This window comes from Ramlibacter sp. P4_H7 (assembly GCF_056400765.1).
Window position 1 is genome coordinate 104,820 of the sequence record NZ_JBFUKP010000008.1, and the last position, 15,812, is coordinate 120,631.

Sequence of the window (15,812 nt, forward strand, 5' to 3'; positions counted from 1 at the left end):
ATCCCTCGGGTAAGTACCGAGTCCTGGTCCCGGACCCGGGTGCGACAACCTGCTTCGTCGCATCCGCATCGCGTCCAACCAGGAGATCTCCGCATGACCACCCCATCCCGCTCTGGCCTCGTCCCGCGTTGCTGGCGCACGGCCTGCGCCGCCGCCGCAGTGACGGTCGCGTGCGCACCGGCCCTGGCGCAGGAGACCTTCAAGATCGGCATCGTGAGCTTCCTGTCCGGCCAGGCGGCCGAGAGCTTCGGCGTGCCCGCGGTCAACGGGGCCAAGGTGCTGGTCGATGCCTTCAACAAGGGCGCCGCGCCCGCTCCGTACAACAAGGTCGGCTTCGGTGGCATGAAGATCGAGGCGGTCTACGTCGACGAGAACGGCGGCGCCACCAAGCAGGTGCAGGAACTGCGCAACCTGTACGAGCGCGAGAAGGTGGATGCGGTGGTCGGCTATGTCGGCTCGGGCGACTGCCTTGCGGTGGCGCCGGTCGCCGAGGAAATGAAGAAGTTCCTGATCCTCTACGACTGCGGAACCCCGCGCATCTTCGAGGACGGCAAGTACAGCTACGTGTTCCGCACCGCCGCCCACGCCACCATGGACAACGTGGCGCTCGCGCGCTACCTGAAGTCGCGCAACGTGAAGGTCGAGCGCTACAACATGATCAACCAGGACTACGCCTGGGGACAGGACAGCAAGAAGGACTTCACCCTGGCGATGGCGAACCTCTACAAGGACGCCAAGGTCGATGCCGACCTGCTGCCCAAGTTCGGCGCCGGCCAGTACGGCACCGAGGTCTCCGCGCTGCAGTCCAAGCCGGCGGACATCCTGCACTCCAGCCTCTGGGGAGGCGACCTGCAGGCCTTCATCCTCCAGGCGGGCGCGCGCGGCGTGTTCGCCAAGCAGACCCCTGTGTTCTCGGCAGCCGACCACGTGCTCCCGAGCCTGGGCGAGAAGATGCCCAACGGCGCGATCCTCGGCGCCCGCGGCGCCTATGGGCTCATGTCCCCGAAGTCGGCGCTGAACGACTGGTGGTGGGACCTCTACTCCAAGGCCTACAACGTCTATCCGGTGCAGGCGCCCTACCGCATGGTGCAGGCGATGCTGGGCCTGAAGCTCGCGGCTGAAAAGGCGATGGCGGCCAATGGCGGCAAGAAGCCGACGGCGGAGCAGTTGGCCGCCGCGCTGACGGGCAGCACCTGGGAATCGCCCGCGGGCCCCATCCGCATGGCGCTGGGCGATGGGCACCAGGCGATCCAGGAGACCGCCATCGGCCGCACCCGCTGGGACGCGGGCAAGAAGATGGTGCTGCTCGAGGACATCCAGCGCTTTCCCGCCGAGTGCGTCAATCCGCCCGCGAACATGAAGAGCGAGGACTGGCTGAAGGCCGGCATGCCGGGCGCGAAGTGCTGAAGGCGGCCGGCCCCGTCGCCGGCCAGGCCTTGCATCCCGACGCGTAGGGCGGAGCTCACTTGTCGCTGGTTCTCACGATCCTGTTCGACGGGCTCACCTACGCGGCGTGGCTGTTCATCGTCGCGCTGGGCCTCACGCTGGTGTTCGGCGTCCTCAAGATCCTGAACATCGCGCACGGCAGCTTCTACGCCGTGGGCGCCTACGCGGGCGCGAGCCTGGTCGCCTGGCTGATCTCGCTGAAGTTCTCGCCGGCGCTGAGCGTCGTCGCGCTGGTGCTGGCGGCGGCGGGCGTCGCGGCGGTGCTGGCACCGCTCACGGAGCGGGGGCTGCTGCGCATGTTCTACCAGCGCGACGAGGTGCTGCTGGTGCTGGTCACCTACGCGCTGTTCCTGATCCTCGAAGACGTGACCAAGCTGCTGTGGGGCGTGAATCCCTACTACGCCTCCGACACCTACCAGGCCTTCGGCAACCTGCAGGTCGGCCCGATCAACTACGCCGGCTACGACCTCATGCTGGTGTTCGTGGCGCTGCTGGCCGGCGGCTTGAGCTGGTGGGTGCTCAATCGCACGCGCCAGGGCAAGATCGTCACGGCCGTGATCCACAACGCCGAGATCGCCGCGAGCATGGGCGTCAACGTCTCGCGCGTGTACACGTACGCCTTCGTCGCCGGCGTGTTCCTCGCGGCGCTGGGCGGCGCGCTCACCGCGCCCATGATCTCGGTGCAGCCGGGGTTGTCGGTCGGCGTGATCATCGTCAGTTTCGCGGTCGTGATCATCGGCGGGCTCGGCAGCATCGAGGGCGCGGCGCTCGGCGCCATCGTGGTCGGGCTCGCCCGCGCGGCCTCGGTGCACCTGTGGCCGGCCGCGGAGCTGTTCAGCATCTACATCGTCATGGCCATCATCCTGGTGTTCCGTCCCGAAGGCGTGTTCCAGCGGGTGCAGGCCCGCAAGATCTGAAGGACCGCCTTGCCTGCCAATGCCCTCCACCGCACGCTGCTGGCCACGGCCGGCGGCTTCGTGCTGCTGCTCGTGGCCGGATGGATCACGCCGCGCTGGCTCACCTCGCTCGCGACCCTGGCACTGGCCAATGGGCTGGTGTCGCTGGGCATCGTGGTGATGATGCGCAGCGGCGTCGTGCCGTTCGGGCAGGGCCTCGTGTTCGCCGCCGGCGGCTACGCGGCGGCCTTGCTGTTCAACAAGGCGGGAGTGACGGACATCCTGCTGCTCAGCCTGCTGGGCGGCGCAGCCGGCTGCCTCGTTGCCGCGCCCTTCGCGCCGCTGCTCGCGCGCTACCGCGGCATCTTCTTCGCCATGCTCACGCTGGCCCTGTCGATGGTGCTGTACGGATTGCTCATGAAGACCGAGACGCTGGGCGGCTCGGACGGCTTCAACGTGTCGCGCCCGACGCTGTTCGGCTGGAAGGCGCCCGATGCCACCGCGCATTACCTGCTCTGGGCCGTGACGGCCGGCATCGTCTGCCTGCTCACCGGCCTCGTGCGCATCTACTGCGATTCGCAGCGCGGCCTGCTGTCGCTGGGCGTGCGCGACAACGAGCTGCGGGTGGAATACCTCGGCACCTCGGTCGCCGACATCGTCGCCTGGAACTACGTGATCGCCGCGGCGCTGGGCGGCGTCGGCGGCGCACTCGGCGTGCTGGCGCTGGGCCACATCGACCCGAACTTCAGCTACTGGACCACTTCGGGTGAGTTCGTGTTCGTGGCGATCCTGGCGGGCCACCACAGCGTCGTCGCGGTGTTCGCGAGCTCCCTGCTGCTGGAGCTGGTGCGTTCCTTCTCCAGCGCCTATTTCCCCAACACCTGGCAGCTGGCCCTGGGCCTGTTCCTGCTGCTGGTGATCCGCTTCCTGCCCGACGGCCTGGGTTCGCTGCTCGCGCGCCGGCGCTGGCTGCCGGGGAAGCCGGCATGATGGCGGCCGCCCTGCACGATCCCGCCGCGCCCGTTCTCTCGGCACGCAACCTGCAGCGCACGTTCGGCGCCGTCGTCGCCGCGTCGGACATCAACATCGACGTTGCGGCCGGCGAGCGGCTGTGCCTGATCGGCAGCAATGGCGCCGGCAAGACCACGTTCGTCAACATGGTGACCGGTTACCTGAAGCCGAGCGCCGGCAGCATCCTGCTGGCCGGCGAGGACATCACGCGGCGCTCGCCGCGCGAGATCACGCGGCGCGGCGTCGCCCGCTCCTTCCAGATCCCGCAGCTGTGCCTGCACATGACGGTGCTGGAGAACATGCTCACCGCCCTGCACTGCAGCCGCGCGCACCGGCACTTCCTGAAGCCGGCACGCGATGGCGAATCGCTGGCGCGCTGCGAGCAGCTGCTGGCGGAATTCGACCTGGCCACCCACACGACGCGGCCGGTGCGCGAGCTGCCCGGCGGCGTGCGCAAGCTGCTCGACATCGCCATGGCCTTGACCGCGCACCCCCGCCTGCTGCTGCTGGACGAGCCCACCAGCGGCGTGAGCGCGGACGAGAAGTTCGCGGTCATGGACACGGTGGTGCGCGCGATCGAGGCGCACCAGGGCCGCTCGCCCGTCACCGTGGTGTTCGTCGAGCACGACATGGACATCGTCCGCCGCTATGCGAGCCGGGTTGCCGCGTTCTACAGCGGCCGGGTGATCGCCGACGGACTGCCCGAGCGCGTGCTGGAGGATGCCGACGTGCAGCGCTACGTCACCGGCTCCACGCCCGCCGTCGCGGGGGAGGCCGCATGATCTCGATCGAGAACGCCCGCGTCGCGATCCAGAACGTCGAGGTGCTGCGTGGCTTCACCCTGCGCCTGCGGCCCGGCACGATGGTCGGACTGATCGGCCGCAACGGTGCCGGCAAGACCACCGTGATGCGAACGGTGATGGGCCACCTGCCGCTGCTGGGCGGCCGCTTGCTGGTCTCCGGCACGGAGCTCGCGCGCGCTCCCGCCCACCGGCGCGCGGCGCTGGGCATCGGCTACATGCCCGAGGACCGCGGGCTGGTGCCCGAGCTCACGGTGGAGGAGAACATCTGCCTGCCGCTGTGGGTCTCGCCCCGCCTGAACGTGCGCGATCGCCTGGCCTTCGTCTACGGCATCCTGCCCGAGCTGCTGGAGATGCGCGAGCGCAAGGCCCTGCTCCTCTCCGGCGGGCAGCAGAAGCTGGTCGCGCTGGCGCGCGCGCTGGCCGTTGGCACCAGCGTGCTGCTGCTGGACGAACCATTCGAAGGCGTGGCCCCTGCGCTGTCGCAGCGCCTGTCCGAAGTGGTCGGCCAGCTGCGCGGCTCCGGGCTGTCCGTGCTGATCAGCCAGTCCGACCTGAACCACTCGCGGCACCTGCTGGACGAGGAGGTCGTGATCGAACGGGGTGCCAACGTGTCCGTGGGAGCGCCGGCATGAGAGAAGGGTGGCCCCCCGTGCCGCTACGGCACGAGCGGCACTTCGGCGACCGCGTGCTGCGCTGCTTCGCCGAGCGGCCGGCGCACCTGCCCGCGATGCTGGCGCAAGCGGCCGCGCAGGATCCAGTTGCCGAAGCACTAGTCGACAACGAGCGCCGCTGGAGCTGGGGCGCGCTGGCCGATCAGGCCGCGCGCGTGGCCGTGGGACTGCGCGCGGCCGGTGTCGCTGCCGGTGACCGCGTGGTGCTGCTCGCTCCCAACCGCGCCGAGTTCGTCATCGCCTGCCATGCCGTGCTGCGGCTGGGCGCCGTGCTGGTGCCGGTCAGCATGCGCGAAGCGGGTCCCGGGGTCGCCTACATCCTGAGCCAGTGCCGCGCCTCGCTGGTGATCGCCGACGCCGCCATGGTCCCGCTTTTGCCGGGCGCGCTGGAGGATGGCCAACCTTTGCGCCGCGTGGCGCTGCCAGCAGCCGCCGCAGTCGAAGGGTGGCTGCCCTGGGCCGACCTGCTGGCGAGCGGCGCCACCGCCTTCCAGGACGCGCAGCCCGCCGAGGACGACGCCGCCGTCATCCTCTACACCTCGGGCACCACGGGCAAGCCCAAGGGCGCGGTGCTCACGCACCTGAACCTGATCCACTCGGTGCTGCATTACCGGCACTGCCTCGGGCTGCGCCCGGGCGAGCGCGGCCTGCTGGCCGTGCCGGCCTCGCACGTGACCGGGCTGGTCGCCCTCGTGCTGACGATGGCGGGCGTCGGCGGGGCGGTGGTGCTGCTGGCCGAATTCAAGGCCGCGAGCAGCCTTGCCCTGGTGGCGCGCGAGCGCGTGAGCTACACGCTGATGGTGCCGGCGATGTACGCGCTGTGGCTGCGCGAGCCGACGCTGGCGCAGACCGACCTCGGCTCGCTGCGCCTCGCCGGCTTCGGCGGTGCGCCCATGGCGGGCGCGACGATCGAAGGCTTGCGGCGTACTTGCCCGGGCATCCGCCTGTTCAACGCCTACGGATCGACGGAGACCGCTTCGCCCGCCACCATGACGCCCGCGGGGTCCGATCGCCTCGAAGCCGTCGGCCGGCCGCTGCCCTGCGCCGACATCCGCGTGATGGACGACGACGGCCGCGAGGTTCCCGCGGGCACGCCGGGCGAGGTGTGGATCGGCGGGCCGATGGTGGTGCCGCGCTACTGGGACAACCCGCAGGCCACCGGCGACGGCTTCGTCGCGGGCTACTGGAAGTCGGGCGACATCGGCACCCTCGATGCCGAAGGCTACCTGTACGTGCACGACCGCAAGAAGGACATGATCAACCGCGGCGGCTACAAGGTGTTTTCGGTGGAGGTGGAGAACTGCCTCCTGGGCCATCCCGCGGTGCAGGAAGCCGCGACCGTCGGCGTGCCCTGCCCCGTGCTGGGCGAGCGCATCCACGCCTTCGTCTACGCACCCGGCATGGCCGATGCCGACACCCTGCGCGACGAGCTCGTGGCCCGGTGCCGGACCGAACTGGCGGACTACAAGACGCCCGACTTCTGGACCTGGCTGGCCGAGCCCCTGCCGCGCAACGCGAACGGCAAGGTTCTCAAGCGCTCGCTGCGGGAGCTGGCGGCCTAACGCTTGCGCCTGGCGCGCGGATGCGCCGCGTCGTAGGCTTTCGCGAGATGCTGGAAATCCAGCCGCGTGTACACCTGCGTGGTGCCGATGTTCGCGTGCCCCAGCAGTTCCTGCACCGCCCGCAGGTCGCCGCTGGACTGCAGCATGTGGCTGGCGAACGAGTGGCGCAGCATGTGCGGATGCACCGGCGTCGCGAGCCCCGCCTGCAGGCTGCGTTGCCGCAGCCGCTGCCAGATGGCCTGGGCACTCAGCCGCGCACCGTGCCGCCCGAGGAACAGCGCCGGCTCCTGCGCGTGCGGCGCGGCGCCGCGCAGGTCCAGCCAGTGCCGCAGGGCCGTGATCGCCTTGCTGCCCACCGGCACCGTGCGGCGCTTGCTGCCCTTGCCCAGCACGTGGGCCTCCCCGGCCTGCAGGTCGATCCAGCCCTTGGCCGCCCCGCTCGCCTGCGCATCCAGGCCCACCAATTCGCCCACCCGCAGGCCGCAGCCATAAAGCAGTTCGACGATGGCCGCGTCGCGCGCCTCCATCCAGGGATCCGCTTCGTCGGCGCTGAATTCGGCCAGCTGCACCGCGTCGTCGACGCTCAGCGCCTTGGGCAGCGGCTTGGGCGCCTTGGGCGCCTTCACGTCGAGGACGGGATTGCTCTTGACCAGCCCTTCCCGGCCCAGCCAGGTGTAGAAGCCGCGCCAGCCGGAGAGGATCAGCCCGATGCCGCGGCCGCTGCGGCCGCCCGCATGCATCTGCGCGATCCAGCGCCGGATGTGCGCGTTCTGGACCTGGAGCAGGCCGACCTCCGCCCGGATGGCGCTCTCCGACAGCTTCTGCAGGTCCAGCGCGTACAGCTCCACGGTGCGCGCCGCGAGCCGCTTCTCGACCCGCACGTGTTCGAGGTAGCGCTCGACCAGTGCCCCGTCGTCCAAGGGGGCGCCTTTCAGCGCGGGCGCAGCCGCGACAGCGCCGCGGACGCGAGTTCGGCGATGCGTTCCAGGAAGTCCGTCGCGAGCCCCGACTCGAAACGCTGCGGATCGGGCGAGGCCAGCACCAGCATGCCGAAGGCGGTGGCACTGGTGTCGCTGAGCGCGCCCGGGCGCAGCGGCACCAGCGCGATGGACAGCGCCGTGGCCGGATCGTCCAGCCAGCGCACCGCTTCCAGCCCGGTCGCCATGCCGCAATAAGGCGTCGTGAGCGACGAGGCGAAGGTCTTGGCGTCCTCGCTCGCGCCCTGGGCGAAGGGTTCGCCGGCGTAGCGGGCGTCGACGTCCCACACCTTCAACGCGACCTGCGGCACCATGAACTGGGACTGCAGTTCCCCCACCAGCATGGCCGGCAGCGCGCGCGTGGACTGCACCAGCAGCATGGACTTGGCCCAGCGCAGGATGCGGTCGGTGATCACCATGTTCTCGTTGCCGTGCCGCACCATGTCCATGATGCGGTGCTCAAGCGACTTGATCTTCTCGCGCAGCATCTCGGCCTGCCGCTCCTGCAGGCTCACCGCGCGGTTGCCATGCGGGCTGGTCAGCTGCACGGCCGCCAGCAATTCAGCGTGCCGCTCGAAGAATTCGGGATTGTTCGCGAGCCAGTTCGCGATGTCGTCCTCGGTGATCGGGTTCATCTGGTTGGCCGCCATGTCACTCCTGCAGTTCGATTTCGCCTTCGAAGACCGTCACGGCCGGTCCCGTCATGTACACCGGCGCGTCACCGCCGCCCCATTCGATGGTGAGCAGGCCGCCCCGCGTCTCCACGTCCACCCGCGCATCCAGCCTGCCCAGCCGGATGCCCGCCACCACGGCGGCGCAAGCGCCCGTGCCGCAGGCGAGCGTCTCGCCCGCGCCGCGCTCCCACACGCGCAACCGGATGCGCCTGCGGTCCAGCACCTGCATGAAGCCGGCGTTCACCCGCTTGGGAAAGCGCGTATGCCGTTCGATGATCGGGCCCTGTGCCGCCACCGGCGCGTGGTCCGCGTCGGCCACTTCCTGCACGGCGTGCGGGTTGCCCATGGACAGCACCGCGACGGAGACGATCTCGGACTCGGCGTGGGTGCCCAGCGCCAGGTGCCATTTTTGCCAGGCGCCGTCCTTGTGCGGGCTCAGCCCCGCGGCGTCGAAGGGCACCTGCGGCAGGTCGAACACGGGCCGCCCCATGTCCACCGTCACGCGGCCATCGGCATTGAGCCGCGGCTCGATCACGCCGGAGATCGTCTGCACCCGGATGCGGTCGCTGCTGGCGAGCCCCTTGTCGGCCACGTAGCGCGCGAAGCAGCGCGCGCCGTTGCCGCACTGCTCCACCTCGCCGCCGTCGGCGTTGTGGATCACGTATTCGAAGTCGATGCCGGGGCCGGGAGACGGCCGCACCGACAGGACCTGGTCGGCGCCGACGCCGAAGTGGCGATCGGCCAGCTGCCGGATCTGCGCCGCGCTCAGGCCGAGGCGCTGGCGGGTCTCGTCGAGCACGACGAAGTCGTTGCCCGCGCCTTGCATCTTGGTAAAGCGGATGCGCATGCCGCAATTATCCGCGCAGGCGGTCGAGGAAGCGATCGACGAAGAACAGCCGGTCCTGTCCCCACCAGCGTTCGTTGTGTCCACGCACGATGAAGGTCGGCGCGCCGAAGACCCCCAGCCGCACCGCCTCCTCGCTGAAGGACTGGTACTCCTGCTGCACGGCGGGGGTGCGCTCCAGAGCGTGCAGCGCCGCCCCGTCGTAGCCGTTCTCGTCGGCCACGGCCATGCGCACCTCGGCCTGCGAGGTGTCGCGCTCCTCGGCCCACAGGGCGCGCAGCAGCGCATGCGACAGCACAAAGGCATCCTGGCGCTGCTGCTGCGCCGCGATCACCATCCAGCCGGCGTACTTGTTCCAGTCGGGGTCAGCGGGGGTCGTCTGCGGATAGTGCTGGGGCTCCAGGTTCAGCGGCATGCCCAGGTGCTCGCGCCAGCGCGCCAGTTCCTCGGCGTGGTAGCTGCGGCGCGGCGCCGGCCGGGTGCGGATCGGCACGCCGCCGGTCTGCACCACCACCGCCTGGAAGTCGTAGGGCTTGAGCACCAGCTTCACGCGATGGCGCCGGACGATGTCCTGCAACTGCGGCCCGGCAAAATAGGCCCACGGCGATGACAGGCTGTAATAGCAGTCCAGTTGAATCGTCATCCGCGGATGATATGCCCCTCGATGCTTGACGCTGCCCAGCTGCCACCCGTCCCGCCGCAGTCCCTTTCCAGCCCGCGCGACGACGCCGCGCTGGCCCGCCTCGCGCGTGCGGCGCAAGCCGACCTGGCGCGGCTGAACCTGCCTCCCGCCAACTGGGTGCCGCCGGCGGCGGCGCCCGATGGCGCCCCCGTGCTCGACGTGCTGGTCGCCGGCGCGGGCATGTGCGGGCAGACCGCGGCGTGGGCGCTGCTGCGCGAAGGCATCACCAACCTGCGGGTGATCGACCGTGCGGCGTGCGGCGACGAAGGACCCTGGGGCACCTATGCGCGCATGGTGACGCTGCGCAGCCCCAAGCACCTCACCGGCCCCGACCTCGGCGTGCCCTCGCTCACCTTCCGCGCCTGGTACGAAGCCCAGCACGGCGACGCCGGCTGGGCAGCGCTGCACAAGATCGGGCGCATCGACTGGCGCGACTACCTGCTGTGGGTGCGCGACACGATCGGGCTGCGGGTGGACAACGGCGTCACGCTGCTGTCGGTGGACGACGAGGGCGGGCTGCTGCGTGCGCGCCTGGCTTCGGCCGCGGGCACGGAAACGGTGTGGGCGCGCAAGCTGGTGCTGGCGCTCGGGCGCGACGGCAGCGGCGCCACGCGCTGGCCGGCCTTTCCTTCGCTGCGGCGGGACGATCCGCTGGCGGCGGGTCGCGTGTTCCATTCCGCCGATCCCGTCGACTTCGAGGCCTGGCGCGGCCGTCGCATCGCCGTGCTCGGCGCCGGCGCATCCGCGTTCGACAACGCCGCCTGCGCGCTGGAAGCCGGCGCGCGGGTGGACCTGTTCGCGCGCCGCGCCCTCCTGCCGCAGGTCAACAAGAGCAAGTGGACCGCCTTCGCCGGATTCTTCCGCGGCTTCGAGGCGCTGGACGACCAGCGCAGGTGGCGCTTCTATACCTACATCTTCGACGAGCAGGTGCCGCCGCCGTGGGAAACGGTGCGGCGCTGCGATGCCCACGCCGGCTTCGCGCTGCGGCTGGCAACGCCCTGGTCCGACGTGCGCCCGCAGGCGGACGGCGTGCTGGTGAGCACGTCGGCAGGCAGCGAGCGCTTCGACGCGGTGATCTTCGGCACCGGCTTCGACGTCGACTTGCTGGACCGCCCGGAACTGACGGGCTACGCGGGCCAGGTCGACACCTGGGCGCGGCACGTGGCGCCGGAACAGGCGGCGAGCCACCCCGAGCCGGCGCGCTTTCCCTACCTCGGCCCGGGCTTCGAACTGCGCGCGAAGGGCGAGCAGCACCGCGACGCGCTCGCGCGCATGCACCTGTTCAACTGGGGCAGCACGATGAGCCACGGCGCGCTGGCCGGGGACATCCCGGGCCTGTCGGTGGGTGCGACCCGGCTGGCGCAAGCGATCGCCCGCGACCTGTTCGTCGCCGATGCCGATGCGCACTGGGATCGGCTGCAGGCGCTGGAGGAGCCGGAACTGCTGCCGACGAAGTGGTACGTGCCGCCGGAGCGGCGCTGATCTTCGGTCCTGGCGAGGCCGGATCCATCGGCGGCGACACCGCTGCCGCGGTGCCAGCGCGATCGCGCTGCGCGCAGCCTCACGTCCGCGCGTACGTTCCCAGTTTCTCGTTGTGGAGCGCGATCGCCTCGTTGAAATAGCGCGAGCCCCGCTGGTGCATCGCCTCGGGCGGTGGCGCCTCCGGGAACAGGCAGGCGCACAGGCCGTCCGGCTGCGCCGCTGCCAGCATGGCCTCAAGCTCGGCCTGTCCGACCGCGTCCTCGTTCACTTCGGCGACTTTGCGGTACGAGCTCCAGTACGCACGCAAGCCCTCGCAACAGGCGAGCGCGCGCGCCGGATCGGTGCGGTGCAGCGCCTGCAGGAAGCCCGCCGCGCGCCCGGTGACCTGGCGGTAGAACGCCGCCGTGTAGGCGTCGGGCGGCGACGGGATGGCCTGGAACACGAAGGCGTGCAGCACCATGCGCTGCAGGCTGTCGAGCACCGCGTCGTGCTGGCCCAGCTGCTCGTCGAGCTCGGCGCGCAGCCGGTAGGCGTTGGCGATGACCTCGTTGTCGCGATCCCTCAGCTCCACGGCCTCGGCGAGCGCCAGGCACTCGTTGCACCGGCGCCGGGCGTCCTCGGGACGGCCCGTCTCGAAAGACAGGTCGGCCAGGTGGTACAGCACCCACGGCCGGCTCCAGTCGCTGTCGGGGAAGATCGCCAGCGCATCCTCGTACAGGCGCTCCGCCTCGGCATGGTCCCGGGCGCCGAAGCGGCAGGCCTCGGCCAGGAAGATGTCGGTGAGCGCGCGCGTGTGGCGCACCACGGGGGCCTCGGTGCCCAGGAGATCGCCGTCGAGCCCGCCAAGCTCGCGCAGTTCGGTCAGCGCCTTGCGCACGCCTTCCCACTCGTCCCCCGTCCTGCGCTGCGTCTCCTTGGGGTAGGCCGCATCGAAGGCCGCCAGCAGGTCCAGGGCGCGGCGCGCCTCGTCCGACAGCCGCTTGGTGGACGCCTGCTGCAGCAGCCGCGTGCAGAAGGGGAAGTCGGCGTAGCAGCCCCACCACCAGAAGGCGTTGAAGTAGATGCTGCCGAAATCGACGATGGCCGAGGCCGGGTCCCCGGAGCGGGCGAGGTGGTACAGGAAATCGTCCATTGCGTCCTGCCACTGCGCGTTCTCGTAGCGGTACTGGTAGCCGTAGCGGCCGGGGTCGTGCTCCTGCTGCTCGTACCGCTTGAGCCATTGCGAGAAATGCTGCATGGCACGCCGGTGCAGCGCCTGCGCCTGGTCGGCCGAAAGTTCGGCGCGCGCGAATTCCGCGATCGTGCGGTGCATCGTGTAGGGCAGGTCGTGCGGGTCGTCGCCGCTGTTCGCCGTTTCGACCAGCCCGGCGTCGTGCAGCGCGTAGACCAGGCTCGCGGGCCCGTCCAGCACCGCGGCCGCCGCCTCCTCGGTGAACTTGCCCGGTTTCGGGCGAAAGATGGCCAGCGCCTGCAGGGCGCGCCGGCTCGCGTCGTCCGGCAGCGCGTCGTAGCTGATCCGGATGGCCCGCTGCATCGGCTCGGTGCGTTCCTTGAACCGTTCCTGGATGTCCCGGAAGGCGTCGGCGATGCGGCGGCGCTGGTTGGCCCACGAGGCCTGGCGCAGGTGCATGCCCAGCAGCAGCAAGCCCTGCGGCAGCCCGCCGACGGCCTGGAAGATGGCGCGGGCCTCGTCGGGGAACATGTCCACGGCGTTCGGCGCCAGCTGGCGCAGGAACTCCACGCCGTCGTCCTCGCTGAGTTCATCGACCACGTGGACCTCGAAGCCCGCGCCCAGCATGCCGGCCACCTTGCCCTGCTCGCGCGTGGTGACCAGGTGGGCGCAGTTGGGCGCCTGCAGCAGCAGCGTCCGCGCCGGCTCCAGGTCCCAGGCGTCGTCTACCACCAGCAGCATGCGGCGCTGGCCGATCTGCCGGCTGAGGGCGGCGGCCCACTGCTCCATCGCCTGTTGATCCGCCTCGCCGGGCGTGGCCCCCGGATCGGGTGCCAGCTTGTCCAGCTCTTCGATCTTCTGCGGTGGCAGGCCGATCGCGGCGCCCCACTTCTTGAGCTCGGACAGCACGTTCGGCTTCAGGTTCAGGCTGGCCCACAGCACGCCGCTGTCGAAGCGCTCGCGCATGTCGCGGTCGTTGGCCAGCGCGGTGGCCAGCGCGCTCTTGCCCACGCCGGGCGTGAAGCACAGCGCCACGTGGCGGCCGGTGGACAGCGCGTGCTTCAGGTCCTGGAGCAGCGCATCCCGGCCGACCAGCGCGTAGTCGGGCGGCACCGGCGCCTGGAACACGACCTGGTCGTCCAGGTCCAGCGCCGTGCCGGGGGCGACGCCGGCTTCGCGCAGCAAGGGGCGCAGCAGCGAGACCGGAATGGCCATGGCCTGGCCCTCGCGCTTCGCGTCCTTCGCCTGCGCGATGCCGATCACGCGCCGGTTGCGGTCGAGCACGGGCCCGCCGCTGTCGCCGGGATTGACGCTGCCGGCCAGCCCGATCCGGCCGTGCGCGTCGCTCAGGCCGCTGATGGCGCAGGGGAACTGCTGGGCATGGGTGTAGTGCTCCGCCGCGGAGTAGCCCCACACGCTGACCGCGTCGCCGATCCGGGTGTCACGGGTCCAGCTCTCGTGCAGAAGCGGCTCCGGCATCGGCGAGTCCAGCGGCACGGTGCTTTCGAGCACCGCGAGGTCTTCCGTCGACGTCGCCACCACCTGGTAGGAGCACGGGTGCTCGGCCGGGTACGGCAGGTTCACGCGCAGCTGGGTCGCCGGCTTGCCGTCGGTCGTCGGGTAGACCACGTGCCGGCAGGTGACCACGTGGCCTCGCGCGCTGACGATGAACCCGGTGCCCAGGACCGGGGCGCCGTTGGCCGCCACGCCCGTGATGCGCACCACGTACAGCGGCGGCTTGATCGGGACGGGATCAGGCATGGTCGCCTACTTGGCCGGCGACTTCCACTCGACCAGCACCTTGAAGTTCGCTTCGCCCGAAGCCTTGGTCAGCATCGGGACGCCGGCCTCGCCGCCGAGCTTGACGCCGAACTCCACCACCACCTTCTCCGCGTGCGGCAGGCGGCTGAGGGAGTCGTAGAGGCTGTTGCAGCAGGTCGTGATGAGGTTCTGCACCTCGCCGAACTGGCGCCCCAGGTCGCCGATGCTGGCCACCGCGTCCATGCCGGGCGGCACGCCCTGCAGCGCGCCGGGGGAGAGCTTCTCCACACCCGCGGGCAGCTCGACCGCTTCGTCGGTCTCGACGAGGAAGGAAGCGCCGTCGACCTTCATGAGGATGGCTTTGCCCATGCCGCTTCCCCTTCAGGCGGAGCCTGAGACGACGTAGTCGCGCACCGTCTGGCAGACCTGGATGTGGTATTCGCTCATCAGCGCCTCGCGGGCGCGCTGCTGCACGGTGCGGTGCTCCGGGTGGGTGCGCCACGCCTCGAGCGTTTCCAGCGATTCGAACTCGACGATCGAGACGTTCTCGCCGTCCTCGGCCGCGAAGTCCTTGTACGACACGAAGCCGGGCATGGCCGACGCCAGTTCGTACATGCGGCCGCCCAGGCGGGCCAGTTCCCCCAGATCGACGCCCTCCCGGAGCCGCGATCGAAAGACGATGACGATCATGGGCGTGCCTCCTCGGCGAGTGGTCTGCTTTTGTAGGCCAGCCGCCGGGATTGCGCAAGTCCACCCACGCGAAGGCGCCACGGGCGCGGCGCTTCGCTTCAGGGACGCGGGATCAGTCCAGCGTGATGCTCGACGCCCGCACCACCTCTGCCCACTTGAGGCGGTTGGCGTGCACGGTCTGCCTGAACTGCTCGGGCGTCTCCAGCCGCACCGTGTTGCCCGCGCCTTCCAGCCGCTCGCGCACGTCGGGCATCTGCAGGACCTGGCGCACCGCGGCGTTCAGCCGGGCGACCACGGCGGCGTCGGTGCCCTTGGGCGCGAACAGGCCGAACCAGGTGGAGCTGTCGAAACCCTGGGTGCCGTTGATGCCGCTCTCGGCGATGGTGGGCACCTCCTGCACGGCCGCGACGCGCTTGGCGGTGGTCACCCCCAGCAGCCGCACCTTGCCGGCCTTGTACTGGGTCAGCACGGTCTGCACCTGGTTCATGATGCAGCAGGTCTCGCCCTTCAGGATCGCCTGCATCGCCTCGGGGCCGCCCTTGTACGGCACGTGCACCATGCTCAGGCCCAGGCGCGAGTTCAGCTCGGCGAAGGCCATGTGGGTGCCGGTGCCGTTGCCGGTGGACGCGTAGTTGTACTTGCCGGGATTGGCGCGCACCAGGTCGACGAACTCCTTGAGCGTCTTCACGTTCATCACGTCGGCATTGATGGTGAGCACGTTCGAGACGTCCAGGATCGGCGACACGGGCACGAAGTCCGCTTCCACGTCGAAGGGCAGCTTCCTGTACAGGGCGGCGTTGCTGCCGTGCGTGGCCGCGGTGCCGAACACCAGCGTGTAGCCGTCCGGCCGGGCGCGCGACACGTATTCGCTGGCGACGTTGCCGGCGGCGCCCACCTTGTAGTCGATCACGACCGGCTGCCCCAGGACCTTGCCCAGCGGCTCCTGGATGGTGCGCGCGACCACGTCGACGCCGGAGCCTGCCGGGAAGGTCATGACGAAGGTGACCGGATGCTGGGGCCAGTCGGCCGGCGCCTGCGCCTGCGCGAAGGGACCGGCGACGAGTGCGGCGCAGGCGGCCAGCGCGGCACGGCGGAGGAGGGAGAAGGAACGCACGCGGGACTCCATGGAAGCAGCGACGTCG

General features: G+C 70.5%; 15 protein-coding genes. 7 read left to right on the forward strand and 8 right to left on the reverse strand.

The genetic code is table 11. From position 1 onward, the window contains the following. Positions 1-93 precede the first annotated feature (93 nt). The 6 genes from AC1DSA_RS13060 to AC1DSA_RS13085 are packed head-to-tail and all read left to right on the forward strand — an operon-like array spanning position 94 to position 6,389. Positions 94-1,407: an ABC transporter substrate-binding protein gene (locus tag AC1DSA_RS13060; protein ID WP_477889763.1), complete on the forward strand. Its 1,314-nt coding sequence runs from the start codon at positions 94-96 to the stop codon at positions 1,405-1,407. Between the two features lie 59 nt (positions 1,408-1,466). Continuing rightward, positions 1,467-2,363, forward strand: a complete 897-nt coding sequence (locus AC1DSA_RS13065) for a branched-chain amino acid ABC transporter permease (RefSeq protein WP_477889765.1) — start codon at positions 1,467-1,469, stop codon at positions 2,361-2,363. Between the two features lie 9 nt (positions 2,364-2,372). Beyond that, on the forward strand, positions 2,373-3,332 hold the full coding sequence (locus AC1DSA_RS13070; protein WP_477889768.1) for a branched-chain amino acid ABC transporter permease: 960 nt from the start codon (positions 2,373-2,375) through the stop codon (positions 3,330-3,332). Next, entirely contained in the window at positions 3,329-4,135 is an 807-nt protein-coding gene (locus AC1DSA_RS13075; RefSeq protein WP_477889770.1) for an ABC transporter ATP-binding protein, read from the forward strand. The genes AC1DSA_RS13070 and AC1DSA_RS13075 overlap by 4 nt, the downstream gene beginning before the upstream one ends. Then, positions 4,132-4,788, forward strand: coding sequence for an ATP-binding cassette domain-containing protein (locus AC1DSA_RS13080; protein WP_477889772.1), 657 nt, complete (start codon positions 4,132-4,134; stop codon positions 4,786-4,788). Before AC1DSA_RS13075 ends, AC1DSA_RS13080 begins: the two co-directional genes overlap by 4 nt. Next, entirely contained in the window at positions 4,785-6,389 is a 1,605-nt protein-coding gene (locus tag AC1DSA_RS13085; protein WP_477889774.1) for a class I adenylate-forming enzyme family protein, read from the forward strand. Before AC1DSA_RS13080 ends, AC1DSA_RS13085 begins: the two co-directional genes overlap by 4 nt. Here AC1DSA_RS13085 and AC1DSA_RS13090 read toward each other — a convergent pair. From AC1DSA_RS13090 to AC1DSA_RS13105, 4 genes are read right to left on the reverse strand one after another with little or no spacing between them, the layout of a single operon-like run. After that, positions 6,386-7,309 (reverse strand): tyrosine recombinase XerC, encoded by a 924-nt coding sequence (locus tag AC1DSA_RS13090; protein ID WP_477889776.1) that lies wholly within the window; start codon positions 7,307-7,309, stop codon positions 6,386-6,388. The two genes, AC1DSA_RS13085 and AC1DSA_RS13090, sit on opposite strands and share 4 nt — an antisense overlap. Before the next feature lie 11 nt (positions 7,310-7,320). Continuing rightward, positions 7,321-8,016: a DUF484 family protein gene (locus AC1DSA_RS13095; RefSeq protein WP_477889778.1), complete on the reverse strand. Its 696-nt coding sequence runs from the start codon at positions 8,014-8,016 to the stop codon at positions 7,321-7,323. A 1-nt stretch (position 8,017) separates the two neighbouring features. Next, positions 8,018-8,887 (reverse strand): diaminopimelate epimerase, encoded by an 870-nt coding sequence (gene dapF / locus AC1DSA_RS13100; protein WP_477889780.1) that lies wholly within the window; start codon positions 8,885-8,887, stop codon positions 8,018-8,020. Positions 8,888-8,894: 7 nt separating this feature from the next. Continuing rightward, entirely contained in the window at positions 8,895-9,527 is a 633-nt protein-coding gene (locus AC1DSA_RS13105; protein WP_477889782.1) for a DsbA family protein, read from the reverse strand. 21 nt (positions 9,528-9,548) lie between these two features. On the opposite strand from AC1DSA_RS13105, the gene AC1DSA_RS13110 reads away from it, so the two are divergent. After that, the gene (locus AC1DSA_RS13110) at positions 9,549-11,048 is read left to right on the forward strand and encodes an NAD(P)-binding domain-containing protein (RefSeq protein WP_477889784.1); all 1,500 of its coding nucleotides are present in this window, start codon (positions 9,549-9,551) and stop codon (positions 11,046-11,048) included. Between the two features lie 79 nt (positions 11,049-11,127). Here AC1DSA_RS13110 and AC1DSA_RS13115 read toward each other — a convergent pair whose 3' ends face one another. The 4 genes from AC1DSA_RS13115 to AC1DSA_RS13130 all read right to left on the reverse strand — a co-directional run bounded on the left by AC1DSA_RS13115 (position 11,128) and on the right by AC1DSA_RS13130 (position 15,796). Further along, positions 11,128-13,980, reverse strand: coding sequence for a trypsin-like peptidase domain-containing protein (locus AC1DSA_RS13115; protein WP_477889786.1), 2,853 nt, complete (start codon positions 13,978-13,980; stop codon positions 11,128-11,130). Positions 13,981-13,986: 6 nt separating this feature from the next. Next, a complete protein-coding gene (locus tag AC1DSA_RS13120; protein WP_477889788.1) occupies positions 13,987-14,349 on the reverse strand; it encodes a CU044_2847 family protein in 363 nt (120 codons plus the stop codon). A 12-nt stretch (positions 14,350-14,361) separates the two neighbouring features. Then, positions 14,362-14,670, reverse strand: coding sequence for an antibiotic biosynthesis monooxygenase family protein (locus AC1DSA_RS13125; protein ID WP_477889790.1), 309 nt, complete (start codon positions 14,668-14,670; stop codon positions 14,362-14,364). 112 nt (positions 14,671-14,782) lie between these two features. Further along, on the reverse strand, positions 14,783-15,796 hold the full coding sequence (locus AC1DSA_RS13130; protein ID WP_477889792.1) for a Bug family tripartite tricarboxylate transporter substrate binding protein: 1,014 nt from the start codon (positions 15,794-15,796) through the stop codon (positions 14,783-14,785). Between the last annotated feature and the right edge of the window lie 16 nt (positions 15,797-15,812).

Excerpts from the sequence above, each read along its gene's own strand:
- AC1DSA_RS13060 (WP_477889763.1), top strand. The coding sequence starts at position 94 with ATGACCACCCCATCCCGCTCTGGCCTCGTCCCGCGTTGCTGGCGCACG.
- AC1DSA_RS13075 (WP_477889770.1), top strand. The coding sequence starts at position 3,329 with ATGATGGCGGCCGCCCTGCACGATCCCGCCGCGCCCGTTCTCTCGGCA.
- AC1DSA_RS13080 (WP_477889772.1), top strand. The coding sequence starts at position 4,132 with ATGATCTCGATCGAGAACGCCCGCGTCGCGATCCAGAACGTCGAGGTG.
- AC1DSA_RS13085 (WP_477889774.1), top strand. The coding sequence starts at position 4,785 with ATGAGAGAAGGGTGGCCCCCCGTGCCGCTACGGCACGAGCGGCACTTC.
- AC1DSA_RS13095 (WP_477889778.1), bottom strand. The coding sequence starts at position 8,016 with ATGGCGGCCAACCAGATGAACCCGATCACCGAGGACGACATCGCGAAC.
- dapF (WP_477889780.1), bottom strand. The coding sequence starts at position 8,887 with ATGCGCATCCGCTTTACCAAGATGCAAGGCGCGGGCAACGACTTCGTC.
- AC1DSA_RS13105 (WP_477889782.1), bottom strand. The coding sequence starts at position 9,527 with ATGACGATTCAACTGGACTGCTATTACAGCCTGTCATCGCCGTGGGCC.
- AC1DSA_RS13110 (WP_477889784.1), top strand. The coding sequence starts at position 9,549 with ATGCTTGACGCTGCCCAGCTGCCACCCGTCCCGCCGCAGTCCCTTTCC.
- AC1DSA_RS13115 (WP_477889786.1), bottom strand. The coding sequence starts at position 13,980 with ATGCCTGATCCCGTCCCGATCAAGCCGCCGCTGTACGTGGTGCGCATC.
- AC1DSA_RS13120 (WP_477889788.1), bottom strand. The coding sequence starts at position 14,349 with ATGGGCAAAGCCATCCTCATGAAGGTCGACGGCGCTTCCTTCCTCGTC.
- AC1DSA_RS13125 (WP_477889790.1), bottom strand. The coding sequence starts at position 14,670 with ATGATCGTCATCGTCTTTCGATCGCGGCTCCGGGAGGGCGTCGATCTG.
- AC1DSA_RS13130 (WP_477889792.1), bottom strand. The coding sequence starts at position 15,796 with ATGGAGTCCCGCGTGCGTTCCTTCTCCCTCCTCCGCCGTGCCGCGCTG.